This is a genomic window from Aestuariibacter salexigens DSM 15300, from assembly GCF_000429145.1.
Classification (GTDB): Bacteria; Pseudomonadota; Gammaproteobacteria; order Enterobacterales; family Alteromonadaceae; genus Aestuariibacter; species Aestuariibacter salexigens.
Window position 1 is genome coordinate 58611 of record NZ_AUBH01000010.1, and the last position, 16099, is coordinate 74709.

Here is a 16099-nt window from a genome sequence, read left to right on the forward strand (position 1 = left end):
AGACAGTGCCCAAAAATGTTTGGCTCCTGACCGCTATCATGGCATTGGCAATGAGTGCCAGTGCAATGATGGTGCTGGTCGGTGGCGTGCTTGGCGCACAGCTGGCACCTAAATCACAGTTGGCTACCTTGCCCGTAGCGATGATGATTGTTGGCACCGCCAGCAGCATCTATCTCATTACCGCGTACATGCGTAAAGTGGGACGTCGACGGGTATTTCGTATGGCGTCTCTGGCGGCAGTGGGAATTGCCGCGTTGGCCGGTTGGGCAGCAATTCAGGAATCGTTTTTCCTGTTTGTGTTTGCCAGTTTTCTGCTTGGCGGTTGTGTGGCGACTTTTCAGCAGATCCGGTTTGCGGCGATGGAATCGGTACCTATTGAGAAAGCCCCGCAGGCAGCATCAACTGTATTGCTTGGCGGGTTGGTCGCAGCCATTTTAGGACCTGAGCTGGCGACTCGCGGACGGGATTTGTTTGAGGCCGATTATGTTGGCAGTTTCCTGTTACTCGCTGCCGTGGCGATGATGTGCTTTTTCCTTTTCTCATTCATTCAAGATACTGTCGCCAATCAGGTGGAACATAGCGAACCGCAAAGGCCGATAGCAGCCATTGTCAAACAGCCTCTTTTTATTATTGCAGTGAGCTGCGCAGTGGTCGGTTATGCCCTTATGAGTTTCATTATGACGGCCACTCCCATCCACATGCACGTCATTGAGCAGTTTTCACTGGAACATACCAAATGGGTCATTCAGAGCCATATCATCGCCATGTTTGCGCCGTCATTATTCAGTGGCTTATTGATTGCACGCTTCGGCGTGAATCGCATCATAGTGCTCGGATTGGGCGCCTATGCACTGACCATTGCGCTGGCTATCAGCGGCTCAGAATGGCTAAATTACTGGTCAGCGCTTGTACTGTTAGGGCTCGGCTGGAATCTGTTGTTTTTAAGCGGCACTGTGCTTTTGCCACAATCTCACAGACCAGAAGAGCGGTTTCGCGTACAGGGTATGAATGAACTGGCAGTTTTTGGCTCGCAGGCGGTTGCTGCACTTTCCGCAGGTGTCGCCCTGTATTATCTGGGCTGGCGAGGACTGATGATGGTTAGTATGGTGATCCTTATCGGACAAGTATTGCTGCTTATCAGTCAGGGATATCGTGCCAGACAGAATGTGACCTGAAAGGGTCAAATTTGAGTAACATAATTGAAGCTTCAACAATAACAGGAAACAAGCATGAAATCGGGAATCAAATTATTACCACTTTGTTTTGTTATGGCAGCGTCGTTCTCTTCGCTCTCTCTGGCTCATGAGCATGGTCACAAAGGGATGGATAATTCTCATCGTAGTGAAGCCAACCAACAGCGTGACGAGTTCAGACAGCCATACCGAACCCTCGAATTTTTTGGCGTTAAACCAGAGCACAAGGTTGTCGAAATTATGCCTGGTGGCGGCTGGTACACAGAAGTTCTGGCGCCAATGTTACATGACAAAGGACAGCTGGTCGCAGCCCATTACCCTAAGGATGATGCCTCTGACTACCGTAAACGCTCGCGTGCTAATTTTGATAAAAAAATGGCAGATAACAGCCCAGTATATGGCAATGTTGTGGTTGCGGACTTTGATCCTAACGGCGCAGTAGATGAGGCAACCAAAGACGCTGACGTGGTGCTGACATTCCGAGGCCTGCACGGCCTGCAAAATGGTGGTGATTTGGCTGCCGCGTTCAACCAGTTTAATCACATGCTGAAAAAAGGTGGTTCGTTGGGTGTGGTACAGCACCAAGCACCCGAAGGATATGACCCCGCGCAAACAGCACGTAAAGGCTACTTGCCCAAGTCATATGTGATTGCCGTTGCTAAGGCTGCCGGTTTTGATTTGGTCGCAGAAGCATACTTCCACAATAATCCTAACGACACCATTATCCGCGATAACGTTGATGGTGGCGTGTGGAACCTGCCTCCAGGATTACGTACTGACGATAAAGAAAAATACAGCAAAATCGGTGAATCAAACCGAATGACGCTGTTGTTCCAGAAGCGTTAAGTTAATAATGTAGCGCGCCCGCGTGGCGCGCTTCCATTCCTCTAGCCTAGCGAAGTGTTATAGACACTTACGTCTCCGATGAACCCTCGTCACTCCTATTTCATGGGTTTACAACATAGATAAAATCTCGCGCATTATCATTACGCCCAGTGCCAGCCAGGATAGTGAGAACAGGGTAAATCTCAGCATTACCTTATCGATGGTCGCCTGTACCAGAGAGTGAAAGACTCTCAACATGACATAAATCCACGCGCAATAGATATGCACAGTGTCAGTGTGTTCCATCAGTACAATAGCAATACAAACCACATAAAACACAGTGGGCTGTTCAAACAGATGATTGTAATTGTTGGCAACGCGCGATACTTCCTTTGGTAAAAGCTGCGCTAATTCCCGGGTATCTTGTCCCTTTTGTGGGTGTATCTTGAGCTTCATCATGGCCGGTAGGCGAGTGGCATACATCCATACCATCATGACGAATGTCCATCCTGCCATTGCAAAAACGGGCTGTAAGAGAAGGTCTACTGGCATAGTTAGTTTGTCCCTATTTGAAGTTGTTCGATTATTGCCAACGCCACACCGGCTGAAGATAAATAATTCTGACCGGTGATAACTCTGTCATCTATTTCAACATGTGGGGTATTTCTTGGGCTATACAAAAACCTTCCACCCCGAGATTCAATTGTTTCAGTAATAAGAAATGGAAACTCCTTGAAATAAGGTTTTTGCGGATTTTCATACTCATCCGGGTAGCCACTGATACGCTTGTCCTTGACCAAATACTCACCGTTACTCAGGCGCAAATGTACAATGCCTGCGGTCCCATGGCAAACCGAGGAGATAATGCCATTGTACTTTTCGTATATGGTCATGCTGATACGCTGTAATTCAGTATTATCTGCAACACCATACATGGCATTAGTGCCACCCACATAGTGCACAGCTGCATAATGCTCAGGGCTAATTTGCTCTGGCCTGAGTGTATTACCTATGGCATACATAAAATCAGCATCATAAAGATACTTTTTATGCATGGGTTCTGATGTATTGATATAGGCAAGCGGCAGGGCGCCACCATCGGGACTGACGAAGTCGACCCGATAACCGTGTGCAATGAATACATCATACGCGTTGACTATCTCAGAGAAGCTGACGCCTGTGGGCAGGTTAGTCTCGCCGTGAAAATGCGCATTGGACACAATAAACAGAATGCGTTTCTGTTGCCATGACGGCTGTTGAGAAATTGCTGATTTACTGATGATCTTCCAACCTGCATCTAGCTTCTTCAAAAGAAACATATCGATATAGCGTTGCCCTTTTGACGGCACGGTGATTTCTGCCTTAGCTGTAGCAATATCGCCGGCGATGTCGATAGCCAGAACACGTGACTCACGGCCATTAAAGCTTCCTCGGTTTTCCTGCTTGTGCCAGCTGATATAGTCAGATGCACTGACCTTCCAATAAGGCTTATCGGGGTGGTCCAGAAAAAGTGGCGCGTCTGCATGAAAGGCATTCGTTAATCGAGCCTGGTCGCTATGGGAGGAGCCATAAAAGTAATCTTCCAGCACCATGCGGATATCTTCCTGACCGCCAGCGGTAGCGATGTGGGAGACTGGGAAAAGCATCATAATGATCAGATTGATGACCAGATTTTTCATTATCATTCTCTGTAACGTTTTCGTTTGATTAGCTAGCTAAAAGTGCCGTTAGCGCTGTGACCTGCTCATGCTCTGGATAACGCTGTTTAAACACACGTAATGCCTGTCGGGCGCGCTCCGCGCTGCCCTGTTCATGCAAGTTCCTGATCAGAGCACTGTCAAACATAGGGTGTTGAAAGTGCTTGCCAATGGTTTGCATGAGCTGCAGTTCTGTTGATTTGTCTTCCTCATGGGCGAGCCGATAGGCGTAAAAACCGTATAACGCCAGATAGTTGAGGTCGTATTTGTCTGCATCGGTTGCCAGAGCAAGGTCAATCGTTACTGAACCTGTACTGCGTGCTGTTGAAATCAGTTTCAGAGTTGCTTCATCTTTAAATGGCTCGCGCGCAACAGGCGATTGCCCTAGCGCCACGACAACAGCCTCAGCCGCGCTTGCTACTGAGCCGGGGTTCTGCGCAGTAATCAGGTTCTCGTCGACCGACACAAAAGGCAGCATTGGAGCGTTGGCAACAAAAATACCGCCGTTCTGACGAATTTTGTCTTCAATAAGAAAAGGAAACTGCTCGATATTTTCAGCACTGAACGCCTGTTCTTCGCGATTGGTAAAACTATTAACGCGTTTACCGGCAATAAAGTGGCGCCCATCACTCAGTGTCAGGTTAACTATTGCTGCCGGTCCATGGCACACCGCTGCAATAGTGGCATTGGCGTTGGCAAATTGGGTAAGAAAACGCTGCGTGTCTGCATCTGTTGGCAAATCCATCATGGCGCCGCCACCGCCAATTATGAACACGCCGTCGTAGTCGCTGTAGCGGGCATCAGCGACGCTGGTAGTGTTATGAAGCTTATCCAGTGCCAATGACTTAAAGCGTTGAATATAGACAAGATTGTCCTTGTTGTTTTTGACCAGCACAGGGCCCCCTTTGGGGCTGATGATGTCCAGAGAAGTGCTATTGTCGTGTAAAACCAGGTAAGCCTGAGCCAGCTCTTCCAGATCGTAGCTAAGTTCAGGGCTGGCTTCGCTAGCATAGCTGGAAATCAGCAAAGCGATGCGTTTCTGTGTGTCTTTGGCAGACGCAGTTAATGACAATAAGATGAGTAAAAGTGAGATAAAGATTCTCATGATGTGACTCCTGAATGTTAATCGCCGGCAGAGTAGAACTTTCTATGTCGAAGTTTTGTGAAGACCGTTGTTTTTTCCCTCGACATTTTCTTCACATTTGCTGCATTACTATGCAGGCGTTATTCAGGAGGTAAGATTATGAAACACCGTCATTGGCTAATCCTTTGCTGCTTAGCGCTGTTGTCTGCATGTAGCCGTCCACATCTGGAGATATTTCCTCCGTTATCAAACGAAGCGCTGCTTACAAAAAAGATCCCTGTTGCGCAGTTAAAAGAAGACGTGGATGCATTCATTGCTGGCGTGCTGGAGCGTCACCCAGCACCAGAGCGCTATACTGAGATTGCTGCTATCAGAGCGCAAGCTGAGCAGCTGAAAAGTGCATTGACAGAGCCTCTAACCCGCGTTGAATTCTTTCGTCAGGTTGGTCAGCTGTCTCATGCATTTAACGATGGTCATACGTTCTTAATTTGGCCCTATCAGGAGTTTACTGTTCTAAAAGAGCAGGGCGCCGTTGCCTTTCCATTTGAAGTGCAAAGCAACCCCGAAGGATTATTCATTAAGGGCGACTACACTGATGGCTCGGCTCGTTTGGCAGCAGGCACACAGATTATGTCGATTAATGGCGTGTCGGCAGAGCATATTATCGAGTATGCACAGCGGTACGTTGGTGGTGAAACACGTATCTTGCGAGAACAAACTGTAGCGGCGCGGTTTGCACCCATGTCATGGGCAGTTTTTGGTGTTATGGATGCGTTCTCAATGGAAGTGCTTGTTAATGGTAAGCGCGAGGTTATGGAAATGGAAAGACCGGAAAGTTGGCAGCGCCAGCAGACCCAGTTGCAGGAGCAGACTGACTTTTACTACCGCAAACTTAATGACAGTGTAGGGTATCTTTATGTAGGCCATTTCGACGTTGAGCCAGACTGGTTTGAAGATTTTATCGATGATACCTTTGCTGAGATAAAAGCCAGCAGTGTGACCTCTCTGATTATCGATATACGGGATAATACAGGCGGTAATACCGACACGGTTACTTACTTAAGCCGGCATATTGCCAATAAGCCTTTTCAACTGGTTTCCCGAGTAACTGAAAAACTAAACCATGACAATCGCGGACTATTCAACTATCGGGGTGAAGTGGGGCAGTTGCTTAATGAGAAGTGGGATGAGTGGGAAACACCGGTTGACGAATCTGTGAGGTTCACGGGAGATACCTACCTGCTGATCAGTCCGGTGAGTTATTCTTCTGCCATTGTATTTGCTACCACGCTAAAAGATAACGGCTTTGCTACCTTGATTGGCCAACCTACCGGTGGATTCGCCAACCAGACAGCTCAGGGCAATCTGTTCAATTTGCCGCATTCAGAACTTCGTGTCTATGTAGCCACTAAGCTGTTGGTGCGACCCAGTGGTGACACCGCAGTGCAGGGGGTTCAGCCCCATGTCATCATACCTCAGGACCAGAAAAGTCTGGCATCAGGCAAGGACACCGGGATTGAGGCAGTGTTAACCTTGATAAATGCGCGGTAGCATCACATTGCCGGTAAGGCTCAGGAGTCAGGCTAATGCACCATACATCCATACTACTGATCGAAGATACTCAGGCTATTGCAACACAGGTCTATGACTTTTTGGAAAATGCCGGCTTTATTGTCGACTACGCGTCGACCGGTAGGCAGGGAGTCGAAATGGCCACTATCAGTGCATATGACGTCGTTGTGCTGGATCTGATGCTACCGGATATCAGTGGCATTGATGTATGCAAACAGCTCAAACAGCGTTGCGACCCGGCGCCTTCGATTATTATGCTGACCGCCAGAGACAGTCTTGATGATAAATCAGAAGGTTTTACGGCGGGTGCAGATGATTATCTGACCAAACCCTTTGAGCTGGTTGAGTTGCAGTTGCGTTGTCAGGCGTTAAGTAAACGACAGCATGTGCAGCAGCGAAGTGAAATTGTGATCGGTGATTTAGTCATCAATACTCATACCAAACAGGCGTTTCGCGATACGCAGCCTTTGACATTAAGTGCCACAGATTTCGCTATATTGATGCTACTGGTAGATGCTTATCCAGCTGCGGTGAGCCGCCAGCAGGTCATACAAAAAATATGGGGCGAGGACTTTCCGGATAGCGATGTTCTGCGCTCTCACATCTATACCCTCAGGAAAGTATTGGATAAGCCGTTTGCCAGCAATATGCTGGTGACTATTCACGGGATCGGGTTCCGATTACAGGTATAAGTAATGAGGCAGACCAGTATCAAAGACACTACTCGCTGGCTATTGCTGGGTTTCACACTGGCGGTCAGTGTACTGTTTTGTTTGATGATCCTGGGTTATTCCTGGATTGTTGAAGACAATATTTTCAATCGCATGGTTCAAAATGAGGCGCACTATATTGAGCAATCCTTTGCAGAACGCGGCGAGGTTGTCACCCCCAGACATCCGTTTATGACTCTTTATTCGTCATGGTCTGCGCTGCCAGAATCTGTGCAGCTAATGAGACAGCAATCTCCGAATAGGATTGAGTTTCCTTTACCCAGTGACGAGACAATACATACTACAATGGTGCAGCTTAGCGAACAGACCTGGGTATTGGCGGCCAACGTCACTCAATATGAAATCTCCAGGGAGTATTTACCTAAACTGTTGCCCTGGATGCTGGCGGTTGTTGCGCTGGTATGTGTGATTGCGCTCCTGCTTGCGCTATTTCTTTCTAATTCATTGGTCAAGCCACTGCAATACATCACCCAAACCCTTAAAAAGACGAATAGCGATAGGCCTTTGTATTTCGAGCGCCGCTTCAAACCCAACGAGATTGGCTATCTTGCACAGGTGCTGCAGGACAATGTTAATCAGCTGCAGCTGGCACTGCGTCGAGAAACCGATTTTACCCGTGATGTCAGCCACGAACTGCGCACACCGGTTTCCGTGCTAAAAATGACAGTTTCAAACCTGACAACCGAAAAACGACTGGACGAGACATCTATCAACCATTTGCAAAACAGTTGTGCACAAATGGAACAAATCATAGATATCTTACTAACACTTGCCAGAAACGAATCTGCACAGCGTGATGAACTCCCCTTATTGGCACTGATAGAGGACTGTCTGGTAAACCATGGTGCTTTTTCCAGGCTACAGGAATCGGCGCTGACGTTATCGGTGCCGTCAGATTATCGGGTGACAGCTAATCGAAATCTATTGACCCTAGTATTCAGAAACCTGCTCGACAATGTTACACGGCACGCTAGTAAGGTGTCACTGACTATTGAGTTGCAGGGCGATACCCTGCTGATCAGCAATCCAGTCTCTGACGGTGTCGACAACGACATCATTGCACCGGGTGTAAAACGACAAGATAGCCCAGGTATCGGTCAGGGGCTGCATCTGATTCAGCGAATATGCTACCAGTCCGGCTGGGGTATGCGAGTAACAAAGGCTGATGGTGAGTTCAGACTCTTGATAGCGTTTAAAGAGTAGAAGGTTTTACAACAGTGACGATGTGTGTCTATAGAGTACTTTCACCAGTTGATCACTCTGGTAAGTGTGGCCGCCCGTCATCCTGATGAATATCAGGATCTCCTTGGTACGTGTAGCAGACACCCGGCCTCATCTTACATGACGGGTGAAATCCATTGATTGATGAAGAACTCTGATAACTCTGATGCCATAGTCGAACTTTCTGAAGATAATTATGTGCCTGTTTACAGAAGAGGAAAAACAGCCAGCTTTGATATCGTCTCTTGGTCTGGCTAATGCTGACGAAGTGTTGCTTGCTAGCTCAATAAATCTTTGCTCGAGGGAATCCAGATATTCATTCCGTTTATCTCTACCCCATTCGGCTTCAGTATACAGACCAATCTGAAACAAGTCTTTCGATGCTGCCTTCGATATTCGATACTCTGACATTATCTATCGTCTAGCTGCTTTTTGAGTGAAGACATGGAAAAGTTCACATCATCTGGACTTTCATCTCCTTCATCAATTAGTAGCCTCAATTGATTTAACTTTGAAGAAGCATTTTGTTCTTGCAGTAACCTTAGAGCGGCTCTAATCACTTCACTCTGGTTGTTGTAATCGCCGGAATTTACCATTCCTTCGATGAAATCACTCATGTTGCGACTTGGTTGAAACGTAATTGTTCGTGCCATTTCTCAGCTCGTGTAAGTAAATTTCTTACAATATAGATAATCTCTTAGAACAGTGCAAGATGGTGTGGTTCAAGTGCACGTAGAACCGCAGTGCTCGGTATTAGTCTGATCTGCTGATTACATGAACGAGTCACTGGTGGTCAACTCAACTGATTTCAAAACTTGGTTTATGTTGACTAGCAGGTTTCTGATAAATATTTGGATCGTATATGGACAGGCTAAAAAGTGTTAAGCCATCTTGATACAACAAGGCTCCCAATCCAAGTTGGTTCATCTCCATCGTATGTGAATACATTACCCCACAATCCGTTTACAGCGTTTCTGTGCAAAACCAGAGTAGTAGTGAGACTTCGATATCGTGCATTAATGATATCCGCATTACCCAGTTTATTTTTTTCATCTAAGTTGAAGGTTGCCTGATACTTTCCCCATTGGCCCAACTGATAAACGGAAAAACGAGACGACTCTTTCTCGTTAATATCAATGAAAACTAAGTCTGGCCCGTCTCGACCATCTATATTTATTATTCCGAACCAGAATCCAAGTAAGCTTTCCTCATCGTCATGGCGACCACCAGGTGGTGAGCCTAAGCCTTCCATCAACTCCCTTATCGTTGATTTTCCTGACTTTGCATGGAGAGTATATTGATAAGAGTTAGTAGCAGTATCTTCAGCATCAAATAAGGTTTCGATAATGTGAATTTTCCTCGCACCGAGGACCGTTGATGCCGTCAATTCAGTTGTAGTATTTTGAGCGGGAAGGGCGATGCGTATTTTGCAAGTCCCTCGATTGCACCTTACGTCCTTATCTGTGAATTCATATTGCTCTACCGTGTCTGAGGCTAGAAAAAACCTGTGAAGTATATGAACTCCCGTGTCCTTAATCTCCAGTACATTGTAGTGGAAATCATTCTCATTAATACCTTCCCAAAGACCTCTGGGGAATTCCAACGAGTCAGCATATGAGGTTAAAGACAATAGCAAACTTGTTAGGAAAAGCGTTTTAACAACCTTGTTTATTAGAAATGTCATAGATAAGAGAGACTCACATACGTAATTAGCGCCATCAGCTTCTGCCATCTGGCCAGTAGACTTATTGTTAAAGCAGACGGCGATTCAAGTTATTACCGTAAAAAGCTTGCCTTTTTATATAACTCAAGATAAGCGGTGCGCTTTAATGATTCCTCTCAGCACGAGAGTTCGGCGCGTATTGTTGGATGGCACTGTATGTCATTTACCAGCTTTCTCAACTCAATGAACTGAACTGCCGCTTATTGTCTAAACACCACGTCTATAAGCTTTGAAAGCATTCCGACTATGATGGCAAAGAAGAGTTATTTCTCTACATAGTTTTTCAACTTCTCTAGAAGAGATTCGTTGGCTGGTATGAAGTAGTTCATTAATTCTAAATATTCAGGTAAGTTTCTGTAGCCGACCCCATAAGAATTAATTTTAACTCTGTCATTACTCAGTTCCTCAAATACGATCAAATTCATCAGATTTTCAGCATCTTCTTTCATTATATTTGGCCAGTGCTCTGACAGTTGAGCCTGCAAAGTGAGTGCTTTGAAAGGCACATAATTAACAATGTTTAAAGTTATTGTGCCAGGGTCACCAATTGACTTATCAGGCCCATAATGTGTCTTAATGGTGCCAGCTACCTTTAATTCAATTTCGGCCTTTGGTGCCGCCCATGATTGCCAGCCTGAAGAAGTCGTATATGCTTCCCAAACTTTTTCAATATTAGAATTGACAACTAGCGTCTGAGACAAAATCAGTTCCCCTGCTTCAGTTTCAATCATCTTACTTGCAACATTTTCAGAGGCGGAAATTGGCATTGCCGCAAAAAAAAGTAAGGCGTTAAGGAGAACCATAATTTGGAAATAAGTATTCTGGCGCACGTAAATTCGACCCTATAAGTAACCGGTGAATGTTGAGTATAGCGCAATCTCCATCCACCTTATCTCCGCCGAATTTCTAGCAGTTTCCTAGTTTCGAAACTTCGGTTTGAATGTCAGCAAATTGTCTTTTGATGCCCCTCAGTGCTCGCTGTCAGGAAGCTCCGTAGGTGTTGCTGATCTTGGCAAAATTCAAAACCTATTTCACTAATGAGCGATACGCCTATACTGCAGTGCCTTGTAAAATCACTAATCAAATTGTCTATTTGAGCCAGTAAATGCTGAATGTGAGACAACAAAGGACGTTCAGCAGCAAGTCAACTGGACCTTCAGTTCGTGAATGGGGGCGCATTGCCGACATTGGAGTGGGTACCGATGACCTAATAAGAAAATGCGATGTAGATCGCCGAGTTTATTGACCTTGTCAGAGCTTGGACGCAGACTGATAACAATATGTCCAATCTAAGTATTTAAGCTTGAAGTTAAGCGCTTTTTTAAACCAAGAGAATTCTTCATGAAAATCCAGTTTTTTTTAGCAGTCGTGTTGCTCACGGCATCTACTTTTGCTTTTAGTGATTCTAGTCAACGGCATAACAAAGAGCATCCAAAGTATTCGGCTGAATTGACAATTAATTCAAACGGTAGTCGTTTACCAGCAATATTTTATGGAGCAGAGGGAAAGGGCCCTCACCCAACCATTTTGTTGTTGCATGGCTATCCAGGGAATGAAAAAAACCTAGACATTGCACAAGGAATGAGGGATGCAGGATGGAACGTTCTGTTTTTTCACTACCGAGGGGCTTGGGGGGCTGAGGGAGAGTTTTCGTTCATAAACGCTGAAAATGACGTAAGCTCAGCGACCAAGTTTCTTCAGCGAGAGGAAATTATTAGTACCTACCGAGTAGATCCAGAACATATTTCATACGTTGGTCACAGTATGGGAGGGCATATGGCTATTTCTGGGCTGTTTGAGAACCCAGAAGTTAAATGTGGTGTGGTTTATGATAATGCAAATATTGCTGTCTCGTTCCAAAATCCAGACAAAAAAATAAAAGAAATGTGGGATTCGTATGCCGATACCTTATATATGTTGAGGGGATGGTCACGCGAGCGAGCTACTGAAGAATTAGCCTCTAAAGGGGAGCGATTAAATTTGATTAACCGCGTCCATAAAATTGGTCAACGGCCTATTTTATTTATTCCAGCTGACAGCGAAGTGATCCCAATTAGAGAAATTAACGCGCTCGCTAATGCCATGCGAAAAATAGAAGGGAACAAGGTGCACTACACCTTGGTCAAGGATGACCATAGCTTCAATAATCAAAGAGATAAAATTTTGAGCATTACCAGAGACTTTTTAAATTCAGAATGCCGCTAGTTTAACCAACTTTTAGCGCTATTTTGATTGTGTTATGAACGTCAGCTCCTTGTCTGAAGCAGACCACCGCTATCGCGCGAGTGACGGACTAGTTTTCCGTTCAAACCACACCACCACTGACAAGTTGATTGCGGCTTCTTGTCGCTTAAATGAAACGCTGTCATTGCCATATTTTGCATATTTGATTTAACCTCCTCCCATTGCATCTGTAAGAACTATTAAAGGACAAACGCCCGTGAACCTGACAGTGAAACCCGGAAAGTACCGTCATTACAAAGGTAATGAGTATGAGGTAATAGGTGTAGCCAGACACTCTGAAGACGAGTCTGAACTGGTGGTTTATCGACCTTGCTATGGCGAGCGAGGACTATGGGCACGTCCCCTAGAGATGTTCGTGGAGCAGGTGATCGTTGATGGTCAATCTGTACCGCGATTTGCCTACCTGGGTTAAAAAAATGGGACTCAAATGAGTCCCATTTTTGCAAGTAGTAATGAATTAGAACGTCATCTGAATTCCCGCTTTGTAGAAGCGGCCCAGAGGGTCGAAGTTACTTGGGAACGTGTTACCGGAGTTTGAACTGGTATCACCAATATCGTTACCCAATACCGGTGGATCTTTATCAAACAGGTTATCAATACCCAGCGTGAACTTAATGTTGTCCGTTACCACATAACTGGCGTACAGGTCGAAGTAGTCGTAGCTGTCAATCGTGCGGAATTCTTCGAAGCGCAGGGAGGCCTCACCAGGCTCTACATCCACTGAGCTGATGTGACGCCAAAGCAGTGATACGGTCAAATCATCGTAGTTCCATGTGGTACGCTGTATCCAGCGAAGGTCAGACAGCGGATCACAACTGGTTCCGAAGTAGCCTTTACAATCAAGCACCGGCACCGTATCCGAACTCTGTGATTCCTGAGTCAGATATTTGTTAATTGTCGCACTGAGCTCCAAATCACCGCTATCACCCAGGTCGAAGCCGAGGTTAGCAGTAATTTCAACGCCTTCTGCCTGTAGATACTTCAGGTTAGTCGTAAAGCGCTGCACACCCGCTGATGAGCCTGTCAAATCGCCGCCTACACGGACAATCTTGGCACACTCTGTGGTATCGCCACGTTGATAACAGGCATCCAGGATCTCTTGAGCTGAGAACTGGCCGATGATGTCCTGAATATCAATGTCATAATAATCTACTGACAACATCGCGTTACTGGCCCAGCTGAATTCCGGCGTCCATACAACACCTGCGGTGAAGGTATCTGCTTGCTCCGGACCAGGAGGATTTTGCGGATCACTCCCGCTGAATGTGTTGATCTGGCCAGAGATAATATCTGGGATCACGCCCACCTGAGCATCACGCATGCCGGTGGAGATACATAGCTGACGCAGATTCTCATCAATATTGCCGGCATTGGCGACAGAACAGGGGTCGATAACCGCATTGTCCAACCCTGTCGTAACCGGTGATGCCAGTTCACCTACATTTGGAGCTCGGTTTGCACGCTGTTGCATGACGCGCAGCAGGACTGACTCAACCGGACGCCAGTTCATACCGATTTTCCATGAGTCTGCACTGCCCACGGTGTCATAATCTGAGGTACGGAATCCAAACTCAATATCCATGGTTTCAGCAAATGCCTGACCGTCAAATATCGGCAAGATCCCTTCGAAGAAGAACTCATCAACCTTATAGCCACCGTTAATGGGCAGCAGGTTACCGCCTGCGCCGCCCTGACAGCTGGCTGGAGATTCTTTTAGACACTCATCTGGCTCCAGCAAACCTTTCTCTGAACGGTGCTCATAACCAAAGCTCATTGATAAAGGCAGACCAGCGGTTGGTAATTCGATAAACTCGACCGGACCGTCGACAATTAGCTGAATGATTTCCTGCTCATATTTTTGCTGTTGCAGTGCAATGGCTCGCGAATAGGCAGCCATCTCGTCGGAAATTGTGCCGAATCCACCAAACAGATCGATTGGCACACAGGTACCACCGACTGCACAGGTGACGCCATCACGGGTATCCAAGGCATTTTGTATGTTGCCCAGGTTGGTGTATCCGTCGCGCACGGTTGTGCGGTTGGCTTCACCATATTGATAGGACACATCATAATTCCAGTCTTGCCACAGTTGCCCACGTACGCCGGTCAGTATTTGCCAGATTTCCGAATCGTAGCGCTCTGAACGGGTACCAAGTTCAAGCGTTCGACGTCTGAGGCGCACTTCCAAAGAGTCTTCGCTATCGACCACGCCGTTACCATTGACATCATCCCAGCTACCGCCGTCGAGCAGCGACCCGTCAGCTACGGCGCCGTTGGCACCATCAAGGATAAATTGCAGCGCCTGATCACCGATGAACGGATTATATAAAGGCAGTGTGAACTGCGAGCCGAAGGTGCCAGATGGCGCAACCTGTTGAACCACAGTGGTATTGGTAAAGTTAAACGTCGAATAGACTTCTGCATGCTCGTTCACTTCATAATGTGCCATGGCGGTGGCCCCCCAGCGGTTTGATGGGGTCTGGTAGTAGTTAAACGGATTAAAGTTGAAAAGTGAACAGTTGCTGCCTAATGTGCCATCCTCACGGAACTGGCCACTGACTCCCGTACCAATAAGTTCAAAGCGTGTCGGAATGGCCGTGGTTGAACCACTACCCGAAAGGTCAACGACATTCGGGCCACCACATCCTGCGGGGGGAGCCAATGCTTCCTCACCGGCTCTGAATTCGGCCAGCCCTGAGCCGGTATTTGAATTGATACCGAATTGGCCAAGCGGACGGTCGCCCAGAAGTACAGGCTTTCGGTCCATCCATGACAAAGAGAGCACTGCGTTACCGCGGCCTTCATCAAAGCCCGAACCAATGGTCACCGACATATTACTTTGCTCGCCATCGCTCTCGTCACTTTGCTGATGGTTTAAATCAACCTGAACACCTTCAAAGTTGTTTTTCAGGATCACGTTCACTGCGCCCGAAACGGCATCAGAGCCATACACTGCAGAGGCTCCGCCGGTGACAACATCAATCCGGTCAATTAGTGCGGTTGGAATATTAGAAGTGTCGACCTGTCCATTAAAGTTAAATGGCACCATGCGGCGTCCATTCAGCAGAACCAGGTTACGCTGAGCACCCAGACCGCGAAGGTCAATGGTGGCAGCCCCAGCAGTGCCGTTGTTGACGTTGCCACCGTCAGCAGGAATGGTCGATGGTAGTGAACGGATCACTCGTTCAAATTCTGGCTGTTGTAAATAGCCAATTTCTTCCGCACCAAGCGAAAAAATCGGGCTAGTAGATTCTACACCCGGCGCACGAACCCGGCTGCCGGTAATAGAAATGACTTCCACATTGGCGGTGTCTTCATCTGCAGCTTCCTGCGCATTGGCATGCAAGCCAAATAGTGAAACAGCTGCACCGCACACGCAGGCGAGCTTCACACTTCTGGCAATTTTAGAACTCGTAAACATGTTGTTTCTCCCAGAACAATACAAGACAGCGGGTCAGGTATTGCGCGTTGTTGGTTTTATCGATAACGCGAGTTATCTGACGCTAATCTATGCCGCGGCTATGCTGGCCACTACCAGTGAGCCACTAGGAGAGGTAAGTAAGTGATGGACGGCTAGAAATTCAGGGTAAAGTGGGACGGTTCGAATAAAAAGTTGGATAAGTGGCACGTTTTACGGGATGAACCTGCTTGTCGACAAGCACTTGTCGACGCTACTCTTTTTTGCAGACGAGACGCACCAGATTTGTTACGAAATGTTTTGTACGAAAAAAAAACGTAGAAAGATGGTGGATAATGGTCAACACTGTCTTATGGGACGAAACAACATTTGGCTTATGTCGATGGAGGAT

16 protein-coding genes are annotated in these 16099 nt (G+C 46.8%); 8 read left to right on the plus strand and 8 right to left on the minus strand.

Going from position 1 to position 16099, the window contains the following annotated elements:
- Positions 1 to 5: 5 nt before the first annotated feature.
- Positions 6 to 1175, plus strand: coding sequence for an MFS transporter (locus G441_RS0113165; RefSeq protein ID WP_026376788.1), 1170 nt, complete (start codon positions 6 to 8; stop codon positions 1173 to 1175).
- A gap of 54 nt (positions 1176 to 1229) precedes the next feature.
- Positions 1230 to 2039, plus strand: coding sequence for a class I SAM-dependent methyltransferase (locus tag G441_RS0113170; RefSeq protein WP_026376789.1), 810 nt, complete (start codon positions 1230 to 1232; stop codon positions 2037 to 2039).
- A gap of 108 nt (positions 2040 to 2147) precedes the next feature.
- On the opposite strand, the gene G441_RS0113175 is transcribed toward G441_RS0113170, so the two are convergent.
- From G441_RS0113175 to G441_RS19345, 3 genes are read right to left on the minus strand one after another with little or no spacing between them, the layout of a single operon-like run.
- Positions 2148 to 2570 (minus strand): MAPEG family protein, encoded by a 423-nt coding sequence (locus G441_RS0113175; RefSeq protein ID WP_026376790.1) that lies wholly within the window; start codon positions 2568 to 2570, stop codon positions 2148 to 2150.
- A 2-nt stretch (positions 2571 to 2572) separates the two neighbouring features.
- The gene (locus G441_RS0113180; RefSeq protein WP_051275594.1) at positions 2573 to 3697 is read right to left on the minus strand and encodes a nuclear transport factor 2 family protein; all 1125 of its coding nucleotides are present in this window, start codon (positions 3695 to 3697) and stop codon (positions 2573 to 2575) included.
- 28 nt (positions 3698 to 3725) lie between these two features.
- A complete protein-coding gene (locus G441_RS19345) occupies positions 3726 to 4820 on the minus strand; it encodes a type 1 glutamine amidotransferase domain-containing protein (RefSeq protein ID WP_051275595.1) in 1095 nt (364 codons plus the stop codon).
- Positions 4821 to 4958: 138 nt separating this feature from the next.
- Between G441_RS19345 and G441_RS0113190 the strand changes: the two genes are divergently transcribed.
- From G441_RS0113190 to G441_RS18675, 3 genes are read left to right on the plus strand one after another with little or no spacing between them, the layout of a single operon-like run.
- Positions 4959 to 6350: a S41 family peptidase gene (locus tag G441_RS0113190; RefSeq protein ID WP_026376792.1), complete on the plus strand. Its 1392-nt coding sequence runs from the start codon at positions 4959 to 4961 to the stop codon at positions 6348 to 6350.
- A 35-nt stretch (positions 6351 to 6385) separates the two neighbouring features.
- Positions 6386 to 7063: a response regulator transcription factor gene (locus G441_RS0113195; RefSeq protein WP_026376793.1), complete on the plus strand. Its 678-nt coding sequence runs from the start codon at positions 6386 to 6388 to the stop codon at positions 7061 to 7063.
- A 3-nt stretch (positions 7064 to 7066) separates the two neighbouring features.
- Positions 7067 to 8305: a sensor histidine kinase gene (locus G441_RS18675; protein WP_051275596.1), complete on the plus strand. Its 1239-nt coding sequence runs from the start codon at positions 7067 to 7069 to the stop codon at positions 8303 to 8305.
- A gap of 129 nt (positions 8306 to 8434) precedes the next feature.
- On the opposite strand, the gene G441_RS0113205 is transcribed toward G441_RS18675, so the two are convergent.
- The 4 genes from G441_RS0113205 to G441_RS0113220 form a co-directional block, all read right to left on the minus strand.
- Positions 8435 to 8734, minus strand: coding sequence for a type II toxin-antitoxin system RelE/ParE family toxin (locus G441_RS0113205; protein ID WP_026376794.1), 300 nt, complete (start codon positions 8732 to 8734; stop codon positions 8435 to 8437).
- Positions 8734 to 8940, minus strand: a complete 207-nt coding sequence (locus tag G441_RS0113210; RefSeq protein WP_084407378.1) for a type II toxin-antitoxin system ParD family antitoxin — start codon at positions 8938 to 8940, stop codon at positions 8734 to 8736. The genes G441_RS0113205 and G441_RS0113210 overlap by 1 nt, the downstream gene beginning before the upstream one ends.
- A 254-nt stretch (positions 8941 to 9194) precedes the next feature.
- Complete coding sequence (locus tag G441_RS0113215; RefSeq protein ID WP_026376796.1) at positions 9195 to 10055, minus strand: hypothetical protein; 861 nt, start codon at positions 10053 to 10055, stop codon at positions 9195 to 9197.
- Between the two features lie 254 nt (positions 10056 to 10309).
- Complete coding sequence (locus G441_RS0113220; protein WP_026376797.1) at positions 10310 to 10876, minus strand: SRPBCC domain-containing protein; 567 nt, start codon at positions 10874 to 10876, stop codon at positions 10310 to 10312.
- 511 nt (positions 10877 to 11387) lie between these two features.
- Here G441_RS0113220 and G441_RS19350 point away from each other — a divergent pair.
- Both G441_RS19350 and G441_RS0113235 read left to right on the plus strand, forming a co-directional pair.
- Positions 11388 to 12251: an alpha/beta hydrolase family protein gene (locus G441_RS19350; protein WP_051275597.1), complete on the plus strand. Its 864-nt coding sequence runs from the start codon at positions 11388 to 11390 to the stop codon at positions 12249 to 12251.
- 241 nt (positions 12252 to 12492) lie between these two features.
- A complete protein-coding gene (locus G441_RS0113235) occupies positions 12493 to 12702 on the plus strand; it encodes a DUF1653 domain-containing protein (protein ID WP_026376798.1) in 210 nt (69 codons plus the stop codon).
- A 45-nt stretch (positions 12703 to 12747) separates the two neighbouring features.
- On the opposite strand, the gene G441_RS0113240 is transcribed toward G441_RS0113235, so the two are convergent.
- On the minus strand, positions 12748 to 15711 hold the full coding sequence (locus tag G441_RS0113240) for a TonB-dependent receptor domain-containing protein (protein ID WP_026376799.1): 2964 nt from the start codon (positions 15709 to 15711) through the stop codon (positions 12748 to 12750).
- On the opposite strand from G441_RS0113240, the gene G441_RS19700 reads away from it, so the two are divergent.
- Positions 15710 to 15856 (plus strand): hypothetical protein, encoded by a 147-nt coding sequence (locus tag G441_RS19700; protein WP_156896371.1) that lies wholly within the window; start codon positions 15710 to 15712, stop codon positions 15854 to 15856. The genes G441_RS0113240 and G441_RS19700 overlap by 2 nt on opposite strands.
- The last annotated feature ends 243 nt before the right edge of the window (positions 15857 to 16099 follow it).